The organism is Microbacterium lacus (assembly GCF_002812805.1).
Taxonomy (GTDB): domain Bacteria; phylum Actinomycetota; class Actinomycetes; order Actinomycetales; family Microbacteriaceae; genus Microbacterium; species Microbacterium lacus_A.
In genome coordinates this window covers 138,820-156,883 of the sequence record NZ_NMUM01000019.1, presented here as the reverse complement: position 1 = coordinate 156,883, position 18,064 = coordinate 138,820, and the positions used below count along the sequence as shown (strand labels likewise).

17 protein-coding genes are annotated in these 18,064 nt (G+C 66.8%); 6 read left to right on the top strand and 11 right to left on the bottom strand.

Annotated elements, in window-relative coordinates:
* The first annotated feature begins 7 nt into the window (after nt 1-7).
* The 5 genes from CGU34_RS06130 to CGU34_RS06110 all read left to right on the top strand — a co-directional run bounded on the left by CGU34_RS06130 (nt 8) and on the right by CGU34_RS06110 (nt 5,944).
* Entirely contained in the window at nt 8-1,201 is a 1,194-nt protein-coding gene (locus CGU34_RS06130; RefSeq protein ID WP_232711565.1) for a sugar ABC transporter permease, read from the top strand.
* A gap of 281 nt (nt 1,202-1,482) precedes the next feature.
* Nucleotides 1,483-2,559 carry a sugar ABC transporter substrate-binding protein gene (locus CGU34_RS06125; RefSeq protein WP_036298781.1) on the top strand — a complete coding sequence of 359 codons (1,077 nt, stop codon included), beginning with the start codon at nt 1,483-1,485 and terminating at the stop codon, nt 2,557-2,559.
* Nucleotides 2,560-2,644: 85 nt separating this feature from the next.
* Nucleotides 2,645-3,433 (top strand): ATP-binding cassette domain-containing protein, encoded by a 789-nt coding sequence (locus tag CGU34_RS06120; protein WP_036298779.1) that lies wholly within the window; start codon nt 2,645-2,647, stop codon nt 3,431-3,433.
* Nucleotides 3,430-4,698, top strand: coding sequence for a sugar ABC transporter permease (locus tag CGU34_RS06115; RefSeq protein ID WP_036298777.1), 1,269 nt, complete (start codon nt 3,430-3,432; stop codon nt 4,696-4,698). Before CGU34_RS06120 ends, CGU34_RS06115 begins: the two co-directional genes overlap by 4 nt.
* 46 nt (nt 4,699-4,744) lie before the next feature.
* Nucleotides 4,745-5,944: a pyridoxal phosphate-dependent aminotransferase gene (locus CGU34_RS06110; protein WP_100813610.1), complete on the top strand. Its 1,200-nt coding sequence runs from the start codon at nt 4,745-4,747 to the stop codon at nt 5,942-5,944.
* Nucleotides 5,945-5,966: 22 nt separating this feature from the next.
* Here the strand turns inward: CGU34_RS06110 and CGU34_RS06105 are convergent, their stop codons facing one another.
* From CGU34_RS06105 to CGU34_RS06055, 11 genes are all read right to left on the bottom strand, one after another.
* Nucleotides 5,967-7,055, bottom strand: a complete 1,089-nt coding sequence (locus CGU34_RS06105; RefSeq protein WP_036298775.1) for a zinc-binding dehydrogenase — start codon at nt 7,053-7,055, stop codon at nt 5,967-5,969.
* Nucleotides 7,052-8,518: an aldehyde dehydrogenase gene (locus CGU34_RS06100; RefSeq protein ID WP_100813609.1), complete on the bottom strand. Its 1,467-nt coding sequence runs from the start codon at nt 8,516-8,518 to the stop codon at nt 7,052-7,054. Before CGU34_RS06100 ends, CGU34_RS06105 begins: the two co-directional genes overlap by 4 nt.
* Nucleotides 8,519-8,604: 86 nt before the next feature.
* The gene (locus CGU34_RS06095) at nt 8,605-9,756 is read right to left on the bottom strand and encodes a UDP-N-acetylmuramate dehydrogenase (RefSeq protein WP_100813608.1); all 1,152 of its coding nucleotides are present in this window, start codon (nt 9,754-9,756) and stop codon (nt 8,605-8,607) included.
* 5 nt (nt 9,757-9,761) lie between these two features.
* Nucleotides 9,762-10,178: a MaoC/PaaZ C-terminal domain-containing protein gene (locus tag CGU34_RS06090; RefSeq protein WP_036298769.1), complete on the bottom strand. Its 417-nt coding sequence runs from the start codon at nt 10,176-10,178 to the stop codon at nt 9,762-9,764.
* Nucleotides 10,175-10,621, bottom strand: a complete 447-nt coding sequence (locus tag CGU34_RS06085; protein WP_036298767.1) for an FAS1-like dehydratase domain-containing protein — start codon at nt 10,619-10,621, stop codon at nt 10,175-10,177. The genes CGU34_RS06090 and CGU34_RS06085 overlap by 4 nt, the downstream gene beginning before the upstream one ends.
* Nucleotides 10,622-10,649: 28 nt before the next feature.
* On the bottom strand, nt 10,650-11,474 hold the full coding sequence (locus tag CGU34_RS06080) for a sulfite exporter TauE/SafE family protein (RefSeq protein ID WP_100813607.1): 825 nt from the start codon (nt 11,472-11,474) through the stop codon (nt 10,650-10,652).
* 72 nt (nt 11,475-11,546) lie between these two features.
* Nucleotides 11,547-12,275 (bottom strand): potassium channel family protein, encoded by a 729-nt coding sequence (locus CGU34_RS06075; protein WP_100813606.1) that lies wholly within the window; start codon nt 12,273-12,275, stop codon nt 11,547-11,549.
* 355 nt (nt 12,276-12,630) lie between these two features.
* Nucleotides 12,631-12,930, bottom strand: a complete 300-nt coding sequence (locus CGU34_RS06070; RefSeq protein ID WP_036298753.1) for a hypothetical protein — start codon at nt 12,928-12,930, stop codon at nt 12,631-12,633.
* 94 nt (nt 12,931-13,024) lie between these two features.
* Nucleotides 13,025-13,972: a DUF5996 family protein gene (locus CGU34_RS06065; RefSeq protein ID WP_100813605.1), complete on the bottom strand. Its 948-nt coding sequence runs from the start codon at nt 13,970-13,972 to the stop codon at nt 13,025-13,027.
* Entirely contained in the window at nt 13,972-15,000 is a 1,029-nt protein-coding gene (locus CGU34_RS06060) for a hemolysin family protein (RefSeq protein WP_100813604.1), read from the bottom strand. Before CGU34_RS06060 ends, CGU34_RS06065 begins: the two co-directional genes overlap by 1 nt.
* Entirely contained in the window at nt 14,997-16,424 is a 1,428-nt protein-coding gene (locus tag CGU34_RS06055; protein ID WP_100813603.1) for a hemolysin family protein, read from the bottom strand. Before CGU34_RS06055 ends, CGU34_RS06060 begins: the two co-directional genes overlap by 4 nt.
* Before the next feature lie 217 nt (nt 16,425-16,641).
* Between CGU34_RS06055 and CGU34_RS06050 the strand changes: the two genes are divergently transcribed.
* Nucleotides 16,642-18,030 (top strand): D-alanyl-D-alanine carboxypeptidase family protein, encoded by a 1,389-nt coding sequence (locus CGU34_RS06050; RefSeq protein WP_232711560.1) that lies wholly within the window; start codon nt 16,642-16,644, stop codon nt 18,028-18,030.
* The last annotated feature ends 34 nt before the right edge of the window (nt 18,031-18,064 follow it).

Here is an 18,064-nt window from a genome sequence, read left to right as displayed (position 1 = left end):
GCTCGCGATGGCCGGGTACCGCATCCGCGACGGTGCCACCGCACTCGTGGAGCGCACGCGTAGCGGAAATCTGGGAGTTCTGCCCGTCGTCCTCGGCCTGGCGCTGATCTGGACGATCTTCCAGATTCTCAACCCGGTGTTCCTCTCGAGCACCAACCTGGTAAATCTCACGCTTCAGTCCGCGGCGATCGGGACGATCACCCTCGGTGTGGTCATCGTCCTCCTGGTCGGCGAGATCGACCTCTCGGTCGGATCCGTATCGGGGCTGGCCTCCGCGGTGCTCGCCGTCGGCCTCGTGCAATCTCGCTGGCCCCTGATCCTCGCCGTGCTCGCCGGGGTCCTGGCGGGTACGGCCGTCGGGCTGCTGTACGGATTCCTCTACACACGATTCGGGATCCCGAGTTTCGTCATCACACTCGCTGGTTTGCTCGGCATCCTCGGGGTTCAGCTCTGGGTGCTCGGCGAGTCGGGTTCGATCAACCTGCCCTTCGACTCGTGGCTGGTGGTCTTCGCCCAGCAGATGTTCCTGCCCGCCTGGGCCTCGTACGTCGTGATCGTGCTGGCCGTCGCCGCGAATGCTGTCGCTCACCTGCGCACGGCGCGCCGCCGAGAGCGGGCGAACCTGACGTACCAGAGCACTCGCGCGATCGCGCTCCGCGCCATCGCGCTGCTCGGGGGACTCGGCGTTGCGGCGTGGTACCTGAATTTGTCGCGCGGCGTCGGACTCTCCTTTCTGTTCTTCGTCGGTCTCGTCGTCATCGCCGACTTCGCACTCACCCGCACCCGGTGGGGGCGGGCCGTCTACGCGGTCGGCGGATCGGTGGAAGCAGCCCGGCGCGCCGGGATCCGCGTCGACCGCATCTACGTCTCGGCTTTCGTTCTGTGCTCGACCTTGGCGGCGACCGGCGGAATCCTCGCCGCGGCCCGGCTTGCGGCGGTCAATCAGAGTTCGGGCGCGGCAGACACGAATCTGAACGCGATCGCCGCTGCGGTCATCGGGGGCGCGAGCCTCTTCGGGGGACGCGGGACCGCGTGGGCGGCACTGCTCGGCATCCTCGTCATCCAGTCGATCTCTTCGGGGCTGACACTGCTCAACCTGGATTCGTCGGTGCGATTCATCGTCACGGGTGCCGTGCTCGTGTTGGCCGTGATCATCGATTCGACATCGCGAAAGAGCCGGGCGGCACACGGGCGGAACTGATCCGCCGGAAGCTCGATCACCTTTTTGCCTTCAGTTACTGAATCGTTGCGATCGCCCATCGGCAGTGTTCGTTCCTCGTTCTGAGCACATGGCCACTTTCTGGCCGGTCACCCTGCGCGTCATGCTCAACGAAACGAGCCTTCTCGTCCTCTGAATCGATTCGGGAACGGTCCCATCAATTCTTGCGTTCAAGTCTTGACGTTAACGAGCCGCGTCGTCATGATCGACCTGCGGGGCACTGATGCCCCGGCAATCGCATATTCAGTGTGGAAGGGCGAAAGATGAAGAAGTCTCTGCTGCTCCCGGCGCTCGCCGTCGTCGGAGCCTCGGCGGTGCTCTTGGCCGGCTGTTCCGGTTCGGGTACCCCGTCAGCCTCGGAAGGCGGTGGCGGCGACGCCGCCGGACGGGCCTGCGTCATCCTCCCCGATGCCGCGTCCTCGCCCCGTTGGGAGAACTTCGACCGCAAGTACCTCCAGGAAGGTCTCGAGGCCGCGGGCTTCGACGTCGACATCCAGAACGCCCAGGGCGACGTCAACAAGTACTCCACGATCGCGGACCAGCAGCTGACCCAGGGATGCGGCGTCATGCTCCTCGTCGACTACCAGGGTGCGGCCGAAGCAGTCGCGACCAAGGCGAAGGCCGAGGGAATCCCGGTCATCGCCTATGACCGACCGTTCACGGGTGCCGACTACTACGTGTCGTTCGACAACGTCGAGGTCGGCCGCCTCGAGGGCCAGACCGTGCTCGACGGCCTCGAAGCCGCGGGCAAAGATCCCGCCACGTCCGTCGTCGTCTACATGGGTGGGGACCCGACCGACGGCAACGCCGCCATGTTCAAGGAGGGCGCCGCCGAGGTCATGGAGGCTGCCGGAATCGAGCCGGCCGCCGAGCCCCCGGGAATCTGGGACCAGGCCAAGTCGCAGACCAACTTCGAGCAGGCTCTGACCTCGCTCGGCGGCGTCGTCGACGGGGTCTGGGCGGCGAACGACACCAACGCAGCCGGTGTCATCAAGGTCCTGCAGGACAACAACCTGACGGGCGTTGCCGTCTCCGGTCAGGACGCCAACGTCGCGGGCCTGCAGAACATCCTTCTCGGCTGGCAGACCGCCACGGTCTACAAGCCCGTCAAGGATGAGGCGGACGCCGCTGTCGAGGTGGCGGTTGCGCTGCTCAGCGGTGAAGAGCCCTCGGCTGACGCGGAGCTCGACGACGGAACCCCGTACATCCAAGTCACGCCGATCCTGGTCGGACCGGACAGCGTCAACGACGTCATCGCCGCCGGCGACGCCGCCTACGACGACGTCTGCACGCCGGATGTCATGGCCGCGTGCGAGGAGTTCGGCGTCACGGCACCGTAGCTCGATCCATCCGGGGGCGTCGCATCGGCAGCACGATGCGGCGCCCCCGACAACGACCGCCAACACGACCAACGAAAGAGCGAAGATGCCAGACCCGATTATCGAACTGGTCGGAGTGAAGAAATCATTCGGACCCGTCTCCGTGCTGAAAGGGATCGACCTCAAGGTCTATCCCGGAAAGGTCACCGCGCTCGTCGGCGACAACGGAGCGGGCAAATCGACGCTCATCAAAGGGCTCGCCGGCGTGCAGCCCTACGACCAGGGCGAAGTACGCATCGACGGAGTTCACCGCGACCTGACCACGCCGCGGGAAGCGGCGGCGCTCGGCATCGAGGTCGTCTATCAAGACCTCGCGCTCTGCGACAACCTCGACATCGTGCAGAACATGTTCCTCGGCCGCGAGGAGCTCTCGGTCGGAACGTTCGACGAGGGACGGATGGAGAAAGAAGCATCCGACACCCTCCGCTCACTCTCGGTGCGCACCGTGAAGTCCGTGCGGCAGCGGGTCTCGTCGCTGTCGGGCGGCCAGCGGCAGACGGTGGCCATCGCACGAGCCGTCCTCAAGAAGGCTCGTGTCGTCATTCTGGACGAACCCACCGCCGCGCTCGGCGTCGCTCAAACCGAACAGGTGCTCAACCTCGTGCGTCGCCTGTCGGAGCAGGGGGTCGCGGTCGTCCTCATCAGCCATAACCTCGCCGATGTGTTCGAGGTCGCCGACGACGTCGCCGTGCTCTACCTCGGTCAGCTCGTCGCGCAGCTCGAGGTCTCGGAAACGACCCGTGACGATGTCGTCGGATACATCACCGGCACGAAGACTCCGCCCGGATTCACCATTCAAGAGACCAGCACCATCGCCACGGGAGGCGCAGAATGACAACGTCGTCCAAGGATGCGGCTCCGCCCCTCATGGGCGAGGGCATGATCGGATCCGGCATCGAGGGAGGCCTCGGCGACCAGATCCGGGCCTGGTGGCAGCGAGTGCGTTCCGGCGACATGGGTGCGCTTCCCGCAATCGGCGGGCTCGTCGTGCTCGGCGCGCTGTTCAGCCTGCTCAGCCCGTTCTTCCTCACGGAGCGCAACTTCGCGAACCTCATGAACCAGGCCGCGACCCTCGTGATGTTGGGGATCGCCCTCGTCTTCGTCCTGCTGCTCGGCGAGATCGACCTGTCGGCCGGTGTCACCGGGGGCGTTGCAATGGCCCTGTTCGTCGTCCTCAACGCGCAGTTCGGCGTGCCGTGGCCGCTGGCGCTGCTCATCGGCTTCGTGGTCGGCTTCGCCACCGGTGCGCTCATCGGATTCTTCGTCGCGAGGGTGGGGATACCATCCTTCGTCGTCACGCTCGGGCTCTTCCTCGGATACCAGGGGCTCGCGCTGCTCATCATCGGTGACGGCGGCCTGTATCGCGTCCAGGTTCCCGAGCTCGTCGCCATCCAGAACAGCAACCTGCCCGTCTGGGCGGGGTGGGCGCTGCTCGCCATCATGATCTTGATCTCGGGCGGGACGTCGTGGTGGGACCGGGCGCGACGCACTCGGGCAGGCGTTCCGAACCGAACGATCACGGTCGTCTGGATCAAGCTGGCCGCCATCTTGGTGATCGGCGGCATCGTCGTGTTCGTCCTCAACCAGGATCGTGGGCAGTCGGTCGTGGCCGTGCAGGGCGTGCCGGTGATCGTGCCGATCGTTCTGGCGGTGCTGTGGATCGGGACGTTCGTCCTCGACCGCACCAAGTTCGGCCGCTACATCTACGCGATCGGCGGGAACAAAGAGGCCGCGCGGCGCTCGGGCATCAAGGTCCGACTGATCATGTGGTGGGCGTTCGTGATCTGTTCCACGCTGGCCGTCCTGTCGGCACTCTTCAGCGTGGCGCGTGTCGGTTCGGTCGACGCGACCGTCGGGCGGGACATCGTGTTGAGTGGTGTCGCGGCCGCTGTCGTCGGTGGCGTCAGCCTGTTCGGCGGCAAGGGCCGGCTCGTCCACGCCGCGATCGGAGCGCTCGTCATCGCGGTCATCACGAACGGCCTGGGCCTGCTCGGCCTCCCGGCGGGAATCAACCTGTTGGTGACCGGTGGCGTGCTGATCCTCGCTGCGACGGTCGACGCCCTCTCTCGCCTACGGTCGGGGGGCGGTTCGCGAGTGTAGGGCGGCGAGAGGGCGGGGCACGGGTCACGCGACTACCATTCAAGACGTGACCGAACGCGCTCCGCTCTCCCGCAAACTCTCCGCCATCGCCGAGTCGGCGACCCTCAAGGTCGACGCGAAAGCGAAGGCCCTCAAGGCCGCCGGGCGTCCCGTGATCTCATACGCCGCGGGCGAACCGGACTTCGCCACCCCCGAGTTCATCGTGGATGCCGCGGCCCAGGCCGTGCGGGATCCCGCCAACTACCGCTACACCCCCGCTGCGGGTCTTCCGGTCCTCCGCGAGGCGATCGCGGCCAAGACCATGCGCGATTCCGGTCTCGAGGTCAACCCCGCCCAGATCGTCGTGACGAACGGCGGCAAGCAGGCCGTCTACCAGGCATTCCAGACCGTCGTGAACCCGGGCGACGAGGTCCTTCTGCCGGCGCCGTTCTGGACGACGTACCCCGAGGCCATCGCCCTCGCCGACGGCGTGCCCGTCGAGGTGTTCGCCGGGGCCGACCAGGACTACAAGGTCACGGTCGAGCAGCTCGACGCGGCGCGCACCGAGCGAACGACCGTGCTGGTCTTCGTCTCACCCTCCAACCCCACCGGCTCGGTCTACACGCCGGAAGAAACGCGCGCTATCGGCGAGTGGGCACTCGAGCACGGCATCTGGGTCATCACGGACGAGATCTATCAGAACCTCGTCTACGAGGGCGCACGTGCGGTGTCGATCGTCGAGGCGGTTCCGGGCCTCGCCGATCGCACGATCCTCGTCAACGGGGTCGCGAAGACGTACGCGATGACTGGATGGCGCGTGGGGTGGATGGTAGGTCCCCGCGACGCGATCTCCCTCGCTTCGAACCTGCAGTCGCACCTCTCGAGCAACGTCAACAACATCGCCCAGCGCGCGGCCCTCGCCGCGCTGTCCGGTCCGCAGCACGAAGCCGAGAAGTTCCGGCTCGCTTTCGACCGTCGTCGGCGGCTGATCGTCGATGAGCTCTCGAAGATCGATGGCGTCGTCGTCCCCGTCCCGCTCGGCGCCTTCTACGTCTATCCGGACGTAACCGGTCTGCTCGGGCGTGAATGGCGTGGCCGCACGCTGAACACCTCGCTCGAACTCGCCGACTTCATCCTCGAAGAGGCCGAGGTCGCCGTGGTACCCGGCGAGGCATTCGGGCCGAGCGGATACCTGCGCCTGTCGTACGCACTCGGAGACGATCAGCTGCTGGAGGGCATCCGGCGCCTCCAGCAACTGTTCGCCTGACCGAGCGGGCGCGCGAGCCGCTTCAGAACCGGGTGATGACGCTCCGCGCGGTTCGCCCCGTGCGGAGCTGATCGTAGGCCTCGTTGAGGTCGTCGATTCCGATCTCGACCGAAATAAGGTCCGTGAGGTTGAGCCGACCCTGCAGGAACAGCGAGGCGTAGAACGGGATATCGCGCTTGATGTTCGCGTGCCCCATGTAGACGCCCTGCACCTTCTTCTGCCAGCGCAGAAAGTCGTTCGGGTCGAGCTCGATCGTCGATCCCGCACCGTGGATACCGATCAGGCTGGCGGTGCCGCCGACGGCGAGCATCGCGATGGCCTGGAGCGCGGTGTCCTTCCGCCCGATCACCTCGAAGGCATGGTCCACACCCCCGTCCGTGAGCTGCTGCACCGCTGCGACGACATCGCCATCGCGACCGTTGACGACATCGGTCGCTCCGAACGCGCGAGCGAGTTCGAGCTTCTCGTCGTTCAGGTCGATGCCGATGATTCTCGCGGCACCCGCCAGGCGCGCTCCGCTGATGACGTTCAGGCCGACGCCGCCGAGACCGATCACCGCAACGGTCTGACCGGGACGTACTCCGGCGGAATTGATCGCCGCGCCCGCCCCCGTGATGGTGCCGCAACCGAGAACGGATGCCTCGGCGAACGGGACCGCCGGGTCGATCCCGACGAGCTGGTTCTCGTGCAGGAGCGCCTGCTCGGCGAATCCCGCGGTTCCCATCGCGGCCAGCACGGGCTCTCCGCGGCGGCTCAGGCGCGGGGGTTCATCCGGCGCACGCAGGGTCGCCTCGGGGTGCGCGCAGCGCACGGTATCGCCGCTGAGACAGGCGACGCACGCCCCGCAGAACTGCACCAGTGATCCGACGACGTGGTCGCCGACGGAGAACTCGGTGACCTCCGGGCCGATTCCCGCAACCACCCCCGCGATCTCGTGGCCGAGCACCATCGGCGGTTCCATCCCGAAGTTCGTCTCGGCGAAGTGCAGGTCGGAGTGGCACAGACCCGATGCCTTGATGTCGACTAGCACCTCTCGCCCGCGCGGCTCGTCGATGTCGATCTCTTCGACATCGAAGCCGGCCCCGAAGCCGTTGACGACCGCGGCCCTCATGCTCCTGCTCCCAGGATGACGTTGATCGACTTGGTGTTGAGGTAGTTGTAGAAGACCTCGTGGCCCTGCTCTCGTCCGAGTCCCGATGCCTTGTAGCCGCCGAAAGGCGAAGCAAGGTCGGGGGCGTACCCGTTCACGCCGATGGTGCCGGTCTGCACCGCGCGTGCCACGTCTCGGGCCGCTTCGATGTCACGCGAGAACACCGCCCCGCCGAGCCCGTACTTCGAGTCGTTGGCGATGCGCACCGCATCGTCGCGGTCCTGATATTCCATGACGGTGACGACGGGACCGAACACCTCTTCCTGGGCGATCTCGTCTTCCGGCGAGACTCCGGCCAGGATGGTCGGCTCATAGAAGTAGCCCGATTCGCCGGGCAGATCGCGTCCGCCGGTGAGGACCTGGGCGCCGCGTGCGCGAGCCCCGTCGACCAGACCGCGAACGCGTGAGCGAATGCGGTCCGAGACGAGCGGGCCGAGTTCGGTGGAGGCGTCTCGGGGATCGCCGAGCCGGAACGAGCGCGCCACGTCCACGAGTCCGTCCACGACCTCGTCCCGCCGCGAACGCGGCACAAGCACGCGCGAGAGCAGGAAGCAGGTCTGACCCGAGTTCATGAAGGAGTTACCGCGCAGCCCCGCCAGCGTGACATCGATGTCGGCGTCGTCCAGCACGATGGCCGCGGACTTCCCGCCGAGCTCGAGAGTGACCGGGATCAGCCGCTCGCCGCAGTTGCGGGCGATGATGCGGCCCGCGGCGGTCGATCCGGTGAATGCGATCTTGTCGACACCGGGGTGCTTCACGAGGGCGTCGCCCGTCTCACGACCACCCGTGACGACGTTCACGACGCCCGGAGGGAATCCCACCGCCTCGACTGCCTCGGCCAGCGCGAGCGCGTCCAGCGGAGTCTCGGCCGCGGGCTTGATCACGACGGTGCACCCGACCGCGAGCGCGGGCGCGAGCTTGGCGGAGAGCAGAGACTGCGGATAGTTCCAGGGCACGATCAGGCCCGCGACACCCACCGGTTCGTACCGGATGGTCGAAGCACCGGGACCGGCGATGTTCGCCCGTTCCTCTTCGAACGCGAAGGCGCGGATGAGTCCGGCGAAGTAGCGCAGTTGGCCGGCCGGCATCATCCCGTTCACGTAGCGCGATAGGCCCGTCGGCTGACCGATCTCGTCGGTCACGAGGTCTGCGATGTCCGCGCCGCGACGCTCCAGTTCGTCCGCGAGACGCTCGAGCAACGTCGCCCGCTCGTCGGCGCTCATGCGCGGCCAGGGTCCGTGATCGAACGCTTCACGCGCCGCGCGAACAGCGGCGTCGATGTCGGCAGCGTCCCCGTCCGGGGCGGTTCCGACAATCCTTCGGGTGTAGGGGTTCTCGACCTCGATGCGGGCCGAAGTGTGGGGCGTCAGCCATTCTCCGCCCGCGAACAGGCGGTGATCGGAATGCGATGTCATCGTCGACATGGGGGCTTCCTCCTTTGGAATCCCTCTTGTTCTATACGACGCGGGCCAGCTTGTCATCAGCCTGACTGAAATTGGTCGATCGCGCTCTACAACTCCACGTCGATCAGGACGGGCTCCGGTTGCAAGAGCAGGCCGAACTCCGCCTGCACCCGCTGCTGGATGAATCGTGCGAGTTCCGCGATCTCGCCCGCCGTCGCTCCCCCGCGGTTCGTGAGCGCGAGCGCGTGTTTCGTCGAGAGTCCGGCCCGCGAGCGCGGCAGCGAGAACCCCTTGCGCAACCCCGAGTGTTCGATGAGCCAGGCGGCGCTCACCTTGACATCGGGAGCGGAGGTGGATGCAGCGGGCACAATGCCGTCGTACGACTCCAGGGGAATCACGGTGTCGACCTCGACATCCGGGCGCACCGGCCAGCGCGGGCACTCGGGGGGGAGCGTCCGGGCGAACGCAGCCGACACGATCGCGTTCTGGAAGAACGATCCAGCGCTACGCGTGTCGGGGTCGGCACGGTCGTCAGGCAGGTCGTCGAGCACCATGCCCTTCGCTCGACGGGTCGCGAGCACACGGTGACGCACGTCGCGCAACGTTGCCGCCGCGCCTGGCTCGTACCCGAGGGCACGTCGCAACTGCTCGCCGCGCACGAGGCGCGGCGCGTCCCCGACCTCTTCCAACTCGAGGGTCACAGAGAGGATGACGGAGGGACGTTCGGCGACCGAGCCGTAGTGGGCTTTGAACACGGAGGTGCGGAAGCCGAGCCCGAGTTGCTCCACCGGCACCGTCTCGACATCGCCGGTCGTCTCGTCGATGAGCTCGACCTCGACGAGCGTCTGTTCGATCTCCTGCCCGTACGCGCCGACGTTCTGCACGGGTGCTGCTCCGACCGTTCCGGGGATTCCCGACATCCCCTCGATACCGGCCAGGCCTTCGCGAACCGTGTGCGCGACGAGGTCGTCCCAGTCGTGTCCGGCCTCGATCCGCAGGCGGGCATAACCCGGACGTGCTGAGGGTATCCGCTCGATGCCGCTCGTCAGGATCCGTACGACGGTGCCGTCGTAGTCGGAATCACCCACGAACAGGTTCGAGCCTCCGCCGAGCACCAGCCACGGTTCACCCGTCGACCAGACTTCACGGAGCGCTGCAACCAGCTCATCACGGGTGGTCGCGGCGATCATGCGGGCGGGCCGTCCGCCCGTGCGAAGGGTCGTCAGCTTCGAGAGGGGAACGGGTTCGATGTCGGGCATGGGACTCACCCCAACCGAACGCGCACCTGCGCCTTGCCGAGCACGGTCGTTTCGGCATGCGAGACGACGAGGTCGATGCGCGCGGTTCGGGCGGCCTCGTCGACCTCGGCCACGGTCGCCACGACCCGAACGTCGGCGCCATCCTCGGCGTCGACGACGACGGGACGCGTGAAACGCACACCGTAGTCGGTGATGTGGCCGGCGTCGCCGAGCCATGGCACGATCGTCGAACCCGCGAGGCCCATCGTCAGCATTCCGTGCGCCAAGACGCCGGGCAGCCCGACACGGGCCGCGACCTCGTCGCTGTAGTGGATGGGGTTGAAGTCCCCCGATGCCCCGGCATAACGCACGAGGGACTCTCGGGTCAGGTGGACGGTGCGCTCGGCGACGACCTCGCCGACGGTGGGAAGCAGGCCGGTCATTCTTCGCCGCCGATCAGCAGGATGGATGTCGCGGTCACGACATGAGCACCCGAGGCATCCGTGATCTCGGCTTCGCTCGTGACCATGGCGCCTTTGCCGATCGCACGGACCCCGGTGACGGCGAGTCGGCCGGTGAGCTCGTCGCCCGCGACGATCGGCCTCGTGTAGCGGAACTTCTGTTCGGCGTGAATCGTGCGCTCGAGGACGACGCCCGAGTCGGGTTCGGCGAGCAATTGCTGCAGGGTGTGATCTTGGATCACCATCGCGAAGGTCGGCGGCGCTACGACATCCGTGTACCCGAGCGCTTGGGCCGCTGCGACATCCGTATGCGAGGGGTCCGTGGCGAAGACGGCGCGGGCGAACTCGCGCACCTTCTCCCGGCCGACGAGGTACGGCTGCGTCGGCGGGAAGTCACGACCGACGAGCTCGGGGTTCACTGGCACCCCGCCATCCTATGACGGCGTACGGGGGCTACTTGGATCGCCCGCGGATTGCCCGCACCAGGATCTGAACGGTGATGAAGAAGAGGAACACCGCGAAGATGATGTTCGCCGAGAAGGGATCGATGCTCTTTGTGATGATCGCGCCGAGCGCTGTGGTCGTGCACGCCGAACCACCGACCAGGGCAGCACCCAACAGGTTCACGTTCCGACGGCCGAGGTTGCCGATCGTGCCCGAGATTGCGGTCGGGATGATCATCAGCAAGCTCGTGCCGCGGGCGATCAGGTCGCTTGTGCCGAAGATGAGCAGCAGGGCGGGCACGACGACGATGCCGCCTCCCACGCCGAGGAGTCCCGAGAGGAGCCCCGTGATGAGTCCGAGCGCGATCAGTCCGAGAACGGTCACCACACTGAGCTCGAACGGCTCGCCCCGGCTGGGGATGACGAGGAAGAGGCTGACGATGACGACGATGAGGAACGCGGCGAAGCCGAACTGCAGGACACGCACCGGCACCCGAGGCAGGAGCCACGTGCCGACCTGAGCGCCGATGACCGCCCCACCGGCCAGGATCAGCGCGGGGATCCAAGCGACATCGCCGCTGAATGCATAAGAGATGACGCCGACGCTCGCCGCGGGGATGATGGCCGCAAGCGACGTACCGGCCGCGAGGCGCTGCGGATAGGCCAGCAGCAACACGAGGAGCGGGACGATGACGATGCCGCCTCCGACGCCGAACATGCCCGACAGCAGACCGGCGAACAGACCGACCGAGATGTGCAGGATGACCCGTCCCGGCGTCCACCTGTAGCCCTCGACGATGTCGCCATCTCCACCGGTTGCACCACGTCTTGGCATTGCCCGACCTCTCTGCCCACGCGGGCACACCAGGAAAACCCTAGTCCAGGCACGACCGTGCGCCCGCCGCGCTCAGGCGTCAGGCGTCCGCGCTGGTGACGACGAGTCGGCGGGTGCGCCCAGGGCCGTGAGCTGCGCCGAGATTTTGCGTACCTCGGCCCGGGTGGCCGGCTGGTACTCCGCGTGACCGGCGGTCGCGCGCTCGGCGACCCACGATGCCAGTGTCGCGGTGCTGATGCCGAGCACGGCGACCCCCGAGAGCATGAGGATCACGGCGACGACGCGGCCCGCGACCGTCACGGGCGTGAAGTCGCCGTAGCCGACCGTGGTGATCGTCACGAACGCCCACCAGATCGCATCACCGAAGTTGGTGATATTCGCGTCGGGGGACGCCCGCTCGGCCTCGAGCACCGAGAGCGCGGCGATGTAGACGACGATCAGCGCGGATGCGACGCCGTAGATCATGAGGCGGGCACGCAGCGCGTCGCCCGCGCTCCGGCCGAACGGATGGAACAGCGTCAGGACGCGGAGCAACCGGAGGGGCTTGAGGGCGGGAACGATGACGACCGCGAGAGCGAAGAGATGCGCACGGAACCACACGCCCTTCTTCGGCGCGAGCGAGAGCTGTACCAGATAGTCCGCGACGAACATGATCCAGGTGACGAAGATGATCGTGGCCGTGACGACCCGCGGCATTCCCCGGAGCTCACCGATGACCTGCCACGAATACGCGGTTATGAACGCGAACGATGCCACGATCAGTGGCCAATTGGTCAGCTTGTGCCACCGTTCTGGGGTCATGTCCGAATTCTCTCGGATGCCCGGACACACGTCCGCGCAACTCGCCCGCAACGGGTGCGTAACACTCCGACGAATTATCCACAAGTGTCCCCCTTTCGGTGGACAGTAGGTGAACGGTTTTGCTAGGTTACGAGAACCCGATCTCAACGGTGTGACGTGGGGACTGATCACCGTGTCTTATTGCTATGCGATCTGATCCGCGCCGAAATGCGCGTGTTTTTTCGTGCCATAGGACGAATGTTCGTGGGGAATCAGGATAGCCCTCTCGTGTCGACGGCTGGGGAAGACGACGACGCGAGAGGGCCCTTCTGTGCACGGGGCATCTCGCCCACAGAAGGACCGATGAGCGAGGGTCCTAGTCCCGTGACATCAGGGTGGTGCGGGGCGGACCGCGGTGCGGAATGGGGACAGGGCGCTCAGATCTGGAGCGCGCCTCGCGCCGCTGCAGGTCGCGAATGACCGCGACCGGCGAGCTGTATCGCGCGGGGAAAGGCAGATCGAGGAGCCACTCGACTTCTACCTCGTCTGCGTCAACCTCGTAGATGCGCGCGACGGTGCGGCGTGGATCTCCGAGCGGACGTCCCAAGTCGAGGACGACCCACATCATCGTGGTGGTCGGCTGCAACGCGTAGTGCGGATTGTGGATGCTGGACATGGTTCTCCAACCGTTGTCCGTCCAGTGTGCGGCGGCACTTCGGCATCCCCGCACCCCTTGACAACGGGGCGCGTTCATGTCTCAACCGACCGTATCAACCGAGCCGGTCGCCATTCGCTGCGGCGTGCACCGGATCGGTCACACCGCCCGAACACGCGTAGCGCTCGATGTCCCAACCCGCCAGCGTGGCACCGCCGCGATAAGCGGCCTCGAAAAAGTCGAGGATCGCGGCGGCCTGGTCGGGGGCGTCGCGAACGGCTGCTAGCGGGTAGACCGCGAGGTGACTGGCGCCTCGGTCGAGCCACTCGGCTCCGGACGGGAGCGCACACGAGCTGATCCTCGCAGGCTCGGGCGACGTATAGGAGTAGAACGCCGGGGCAGGGTAGGACTCATCCCCGAACCAGAATCCGAAGCTCACGACTTCGCGCGAGTAGGTCTCACGCGTGACGGAATCGGATGTGGCGTCGTGCGCGACGATCGTGTCCGAGAAGCGCGTGGCTGCGATGTCGAACGTGTGCCAGAAGTGGTGCACCGGGCTCGTCTTCCCCGAGACGCGTCCGCAGAACTCCTCGAGGATGAGGTTGACGTGCGACAACGTCTGCCAATACGTGGCGACGGCGTCCTCATCGTAGGTTGCGTGCTCGGTGTCATCCGCGAAACGCCGCCCGGCATCGGGGAGGTCGAAGGGGGTGGCTTCGACGATCGGGGATGGGTCCACGCCTGCCCTCGTCAATACGTCGACGAACGCCGAGTGGAATCCCGCGACGCTCAACCCCCGCAGGCTGAACGACTCCCTCCGCCCATCGGTCGTCGCGACGACGAGCCGATGTTCGATGAAGTCGAAGTCGACCGCGAACACCGGGTCCGAGCCCATCGGTCGGGTTGTTATCCCGGCTCCGGTGACGTGGAAGGGGACGTTCCACCAGTGGTTGCGTCGTGGGCTGTCGGCAAGGCGCAGCTTTCCGACGATCTGCAGGTAGCGGTGGAGCGTCTCCTTCGTGTCACGCCAGGACTCGTACGGCAGCTCCGGCAGCGCGACCATCAGCGTGCTGCTGCCACGGCTTCGCTCCCACCGGGCAGAACTCGCTTGACGACGTCCGTGAGTGTCACGACCCCGATCATATTCGCGGCGCTCTCCACGACCGCCAGTTGTACCCGGCTCTCGCGCATCTGGCGCAGCACTTCGTAGACCGGCGTGGCTGCGTCCAGCCGCAGCGCAGGTCGCGCGAAGGCGGCCGCCGGGGAGCCATCGTCGGCGAGCAGGGTGTCGCGCACGTGCACAACCGACTGCGCGTTGCCCGCGGCATCCGTGAGCAGAATCCGGAGGTGGCCCGAACGCTGCGAAGCGGCACGCACCTCGGCAACGGTTGCGCCGCCTGCGACGGACGTTGGATGCCCATTGTTAGACGTGATGCTTTCGGCGGTGAGGGTCTGCAGAGCGATGACGCCCGTGATCTGGGTGCGCAGCTCGGGCTCGAGAACGCCCACCTGTGTCGAGTACTCGACGAGGTGCCTGATCGTGTCGGCGTCGCGGCCACCGACCGCCGCCTTGTCGACGGGTTCGACACCGCTTCGGCGCACGAGTGCGTTCGCGATCCGATTGATCCACAGCAGGAAGGGCCGGAAGAGCCAGATGAAGGCGCGTGCCGGGATCCCGATGAGCTTGGCCGAACGCTCGGGATGGGCGATCGCCCAGGACTTCGGCGCCATCTCGCCGATCACGAGGTGCAGGAACGTCACGACCAGCAGCGACAGCGCGAACGCTGCCCCGCCCGCGAGCCATTCGGGCGCGCCCCACGCCGTGAAGACCGGGCCGAGCCATCCGTCCACGAACGGCTTCGTGATAGCCCCGAGTGCGAAGGTGCAGGCAGTGATACCGAGCTGGGCGCCGGCGAGCATGATCGTCAGTTCGTTCATTCCGCGAAGCGCCGCGCGCGCGGACGCGCTCTCGGGAGCCATCTCTTCCAGCCTGTGCCGGCGGGCGCCGAGAAGGGCGAACTCGATAATGACGAAGAAGGCACTGAGCGCGATCAGCGCGATGGTCACCAGGATGACGAGACCGGCGCTCATCGGTCGACCTCCTCATCGTCAGCGGGAGCCGCGGGCGCAGTGTGCTCGCGCTCGTGCTCCTGTTCGCGGGAATAGGGTTCCTCGCGCAGTGTGATCCGCACGGTGCGCGGCACGAAGCGTTCGATCTCGACGACCTCGATGTCGATGATCCGCACCGTCTGGATATCCTCGACCAGGTCCGCTCCCTCGACGGGCAGTCGGACTTCGATCCGCTCGCCGATCTCGGGAAGACGCCCGGCCTCCGCGATCACGAAGCCCGCGATCGTCTCGTAGTCACCGCGGGGAAGATCACGCCCCACGGATCGCTCGACCTCGTCGATGTGCACGTCTCCGTCCATCACCCAGACACCGTCCGCGTCCTGTTCCGATCCGGCGACGTCATCGGGATCGTGCTCGTCCGTGATCTCGCCCACGAGTTCTTCGGCGAGATCTTCCATCGTGAGAACTCCCGCGAACCCGCCGTACTCGTCGATCACACACGCCATTTCGTTTCGGGTCTTCGTAAGCAGCGCCAGCGCGTCGGGCAGAGCCATGAGAGTAGGCACGACCAGCGGATCGCGCATGATCGCGGTCACGGGGCGCGGGTCGCTCACGTCGGTACCGAGCACATCGGCCAGGTGGACGACCCCGATGGGTTCGTCGTGGTCACCGATCACGGGGTAGCGGGTGTGCGCGCGGGACATGAGCGCACGAACGTCCGCGACCGTCGCGTCAGGCGTGACGGTGTCGACGCGGACGCGCGGAATCATCGCGTGTTCGACATCACGATCCGGGAAGTCGAGGATGCGATCGAGCAGCACCGCCAGTTCTTCCGGGAGGTCGCCGCTGGCGCGGGAGTCCTCGATGATGTTCTCGAGATCCTCGGCCGTCGCGCTCGCATCGACGTCGTGCACGGGTTCCACGCGCATGAGCCGGAGCACCGCGTTCGAGGACGCGTCGAAGAACCGGATGAGCCATCCGAAGACCGTCAGGTAGATGAGGGTGGAGCGCGCGAGGCCGCGTGAGAGCGGGTCGGGGTTCGCGATCGCCAGGTTCTTCGGGTAGAGCTCGCCGAAGAGCATCTGGACGACCGTCGCGAGCACGAGCGCGCCGACGGTTCCGATCGTGATGCCCACGGCGGTGGGGATGCCGACACCGCCCAGCAGCACGCCGAGGGATTCGCCGATGAAGGGTTCGGCGACGTAGCCGACCATCAGGCCGGTGACGGTGATGCCCAACTGGGCCCCCGACAGCATGAACGAGGTGCGCTTGGTCACGGCGAGCGCCCGCTTGGCGGATGCGTCGCCCGCTTCGGCCCGTGCGCGCAACTTCACGCGGTCGACCGACATGTACGCGAACTCCTGCGCCACGAAGTAGCCGTTGGCGGCGATGATCGCGGCCGTCAGGGCCAGCCCGGCCAGCAAAAGAAGAAGCGCGGCGATCATCGGTTGATCACCACGCTCGGCGGGGAATCGAACCCGCGCAGGCGGGTTCGGAAGGGCGAATACGGTCTATGGCTGGGGTCGTCGGTCGACGACGCGGCAGTCAGGGTGGTGTGCACGGTGTGCTTACGCCTCCGGGGATCGTGGTCTTCCAGGCTAGCGGGCGAGCCCTTCGCGTTGCCGAGAGAGTGCTGGACGCGGTGAACGCTCGACCGCCAAGATGGGGGAGCCTGAGCTCGACGGACGGGGGCCCGCGATCACGACTCAGCACGATTCCACCGATGGGCTGTCCGGCCTGGACGACCTGATGCGCGATGAACGGGCGGCACCCGAGTGGCGCGTGCGGGAGGATCCCGCGATCCGGCGACGTCGCCGCCGGAGGGGTTGGTTGATCGTCGCGATCATCCTCGCGGTCGTGCTCGCGTCCACCGGCGGCTACGTGGCCTGGGCACTGAACGCTCCTCTCCCGGAACCTGTCGTCGAGTGGCAGACACCGGATATCTCGGTTCCGCCGGCCGCGACCATCACCATGCCCCTCGAGGGCGCCGCTGCGATCAGCGTCGCTGGCGCCGACGACTATCTGGGCCCTGAAGCCGGTGGCATCTGGAAGTCGAGCGGCGCAGCGGATCCCCGGCCGATGGCGAGCATCAGCAAGCTGATCACGGCCCTCGTGATCTTGGACGCGAAGCCCCTCGCGAGCGCGGACGACCCCGGTCCGACAATCGCTTTCGGCGAGGCCGACCGCGATCTGTTCGACAAGTACTACGTGCTCGGGGCGACGGTCGCCGAGATGCCTCGGGGCACGACGATGTCACTGCACGACGCGCTCGCGACGATGCTCATCCCCTCCGCGAGCAACTATGCCGAGGCCGTGTCGACCTGGGCGTTCGGTTCGCAGGGCGCTTTCGTGAGCGCGGCGCAGCGCTGGCTCGCGGCGAACGGACTGACCGGCACGACGATCGTCGAACCCACGGGCCTCAGTGCCCGCAACACGAGCACCCCGAGCGACATGATCGCAATCGGCAAGATCGCCGCCGCCAACCCCGTGATCGCGCAGATCGCGGCGACGCGTTCCCTCACGCTGCCGGGTCCGGGGACGATGTTGAACACGAACGGCGTGCTGGGCACATCCGGGATCACCGGACTCAAGACGGGAACGCTCGGCGAGAACGACTACACCCTGCTGTACACGGCGACCCTCGATGTCGGCACGGGGCAGCCACTCAGCGTCACCGGGGTGATGCTCGGCGGGTTCTCACGAGACTCCGTCAGCGCCGGGGTCGTCTCGCTGCTCGACAGCATCCGCGCGGGGTTCCACAACGTACCGCTCTCTGAGCGCGGCCAACAGGTCGGCACGTACACGACGGCATGGGGATCGGCCGGACGGATGATCGTCCTCGATAGCGCGTCGATCCTGACCTGGTCCGACACCCCCCTCGCCGTGACCATGGACACAACGGCGCCCGAGACATACGAGGACGGCGAGTCCGTCGGAACCATCACCTGGAGCGCCGGTCCGAACACCGCGACCATCGATGTGACCCTCGAGGGCGGGATCGAGCAGCCGACCGCCTGGTGGCGCCTCACGCACCCCGGCGAGCTCGGATAACCGGGGATGGCGGGATCGTGACGATCTGTTCACC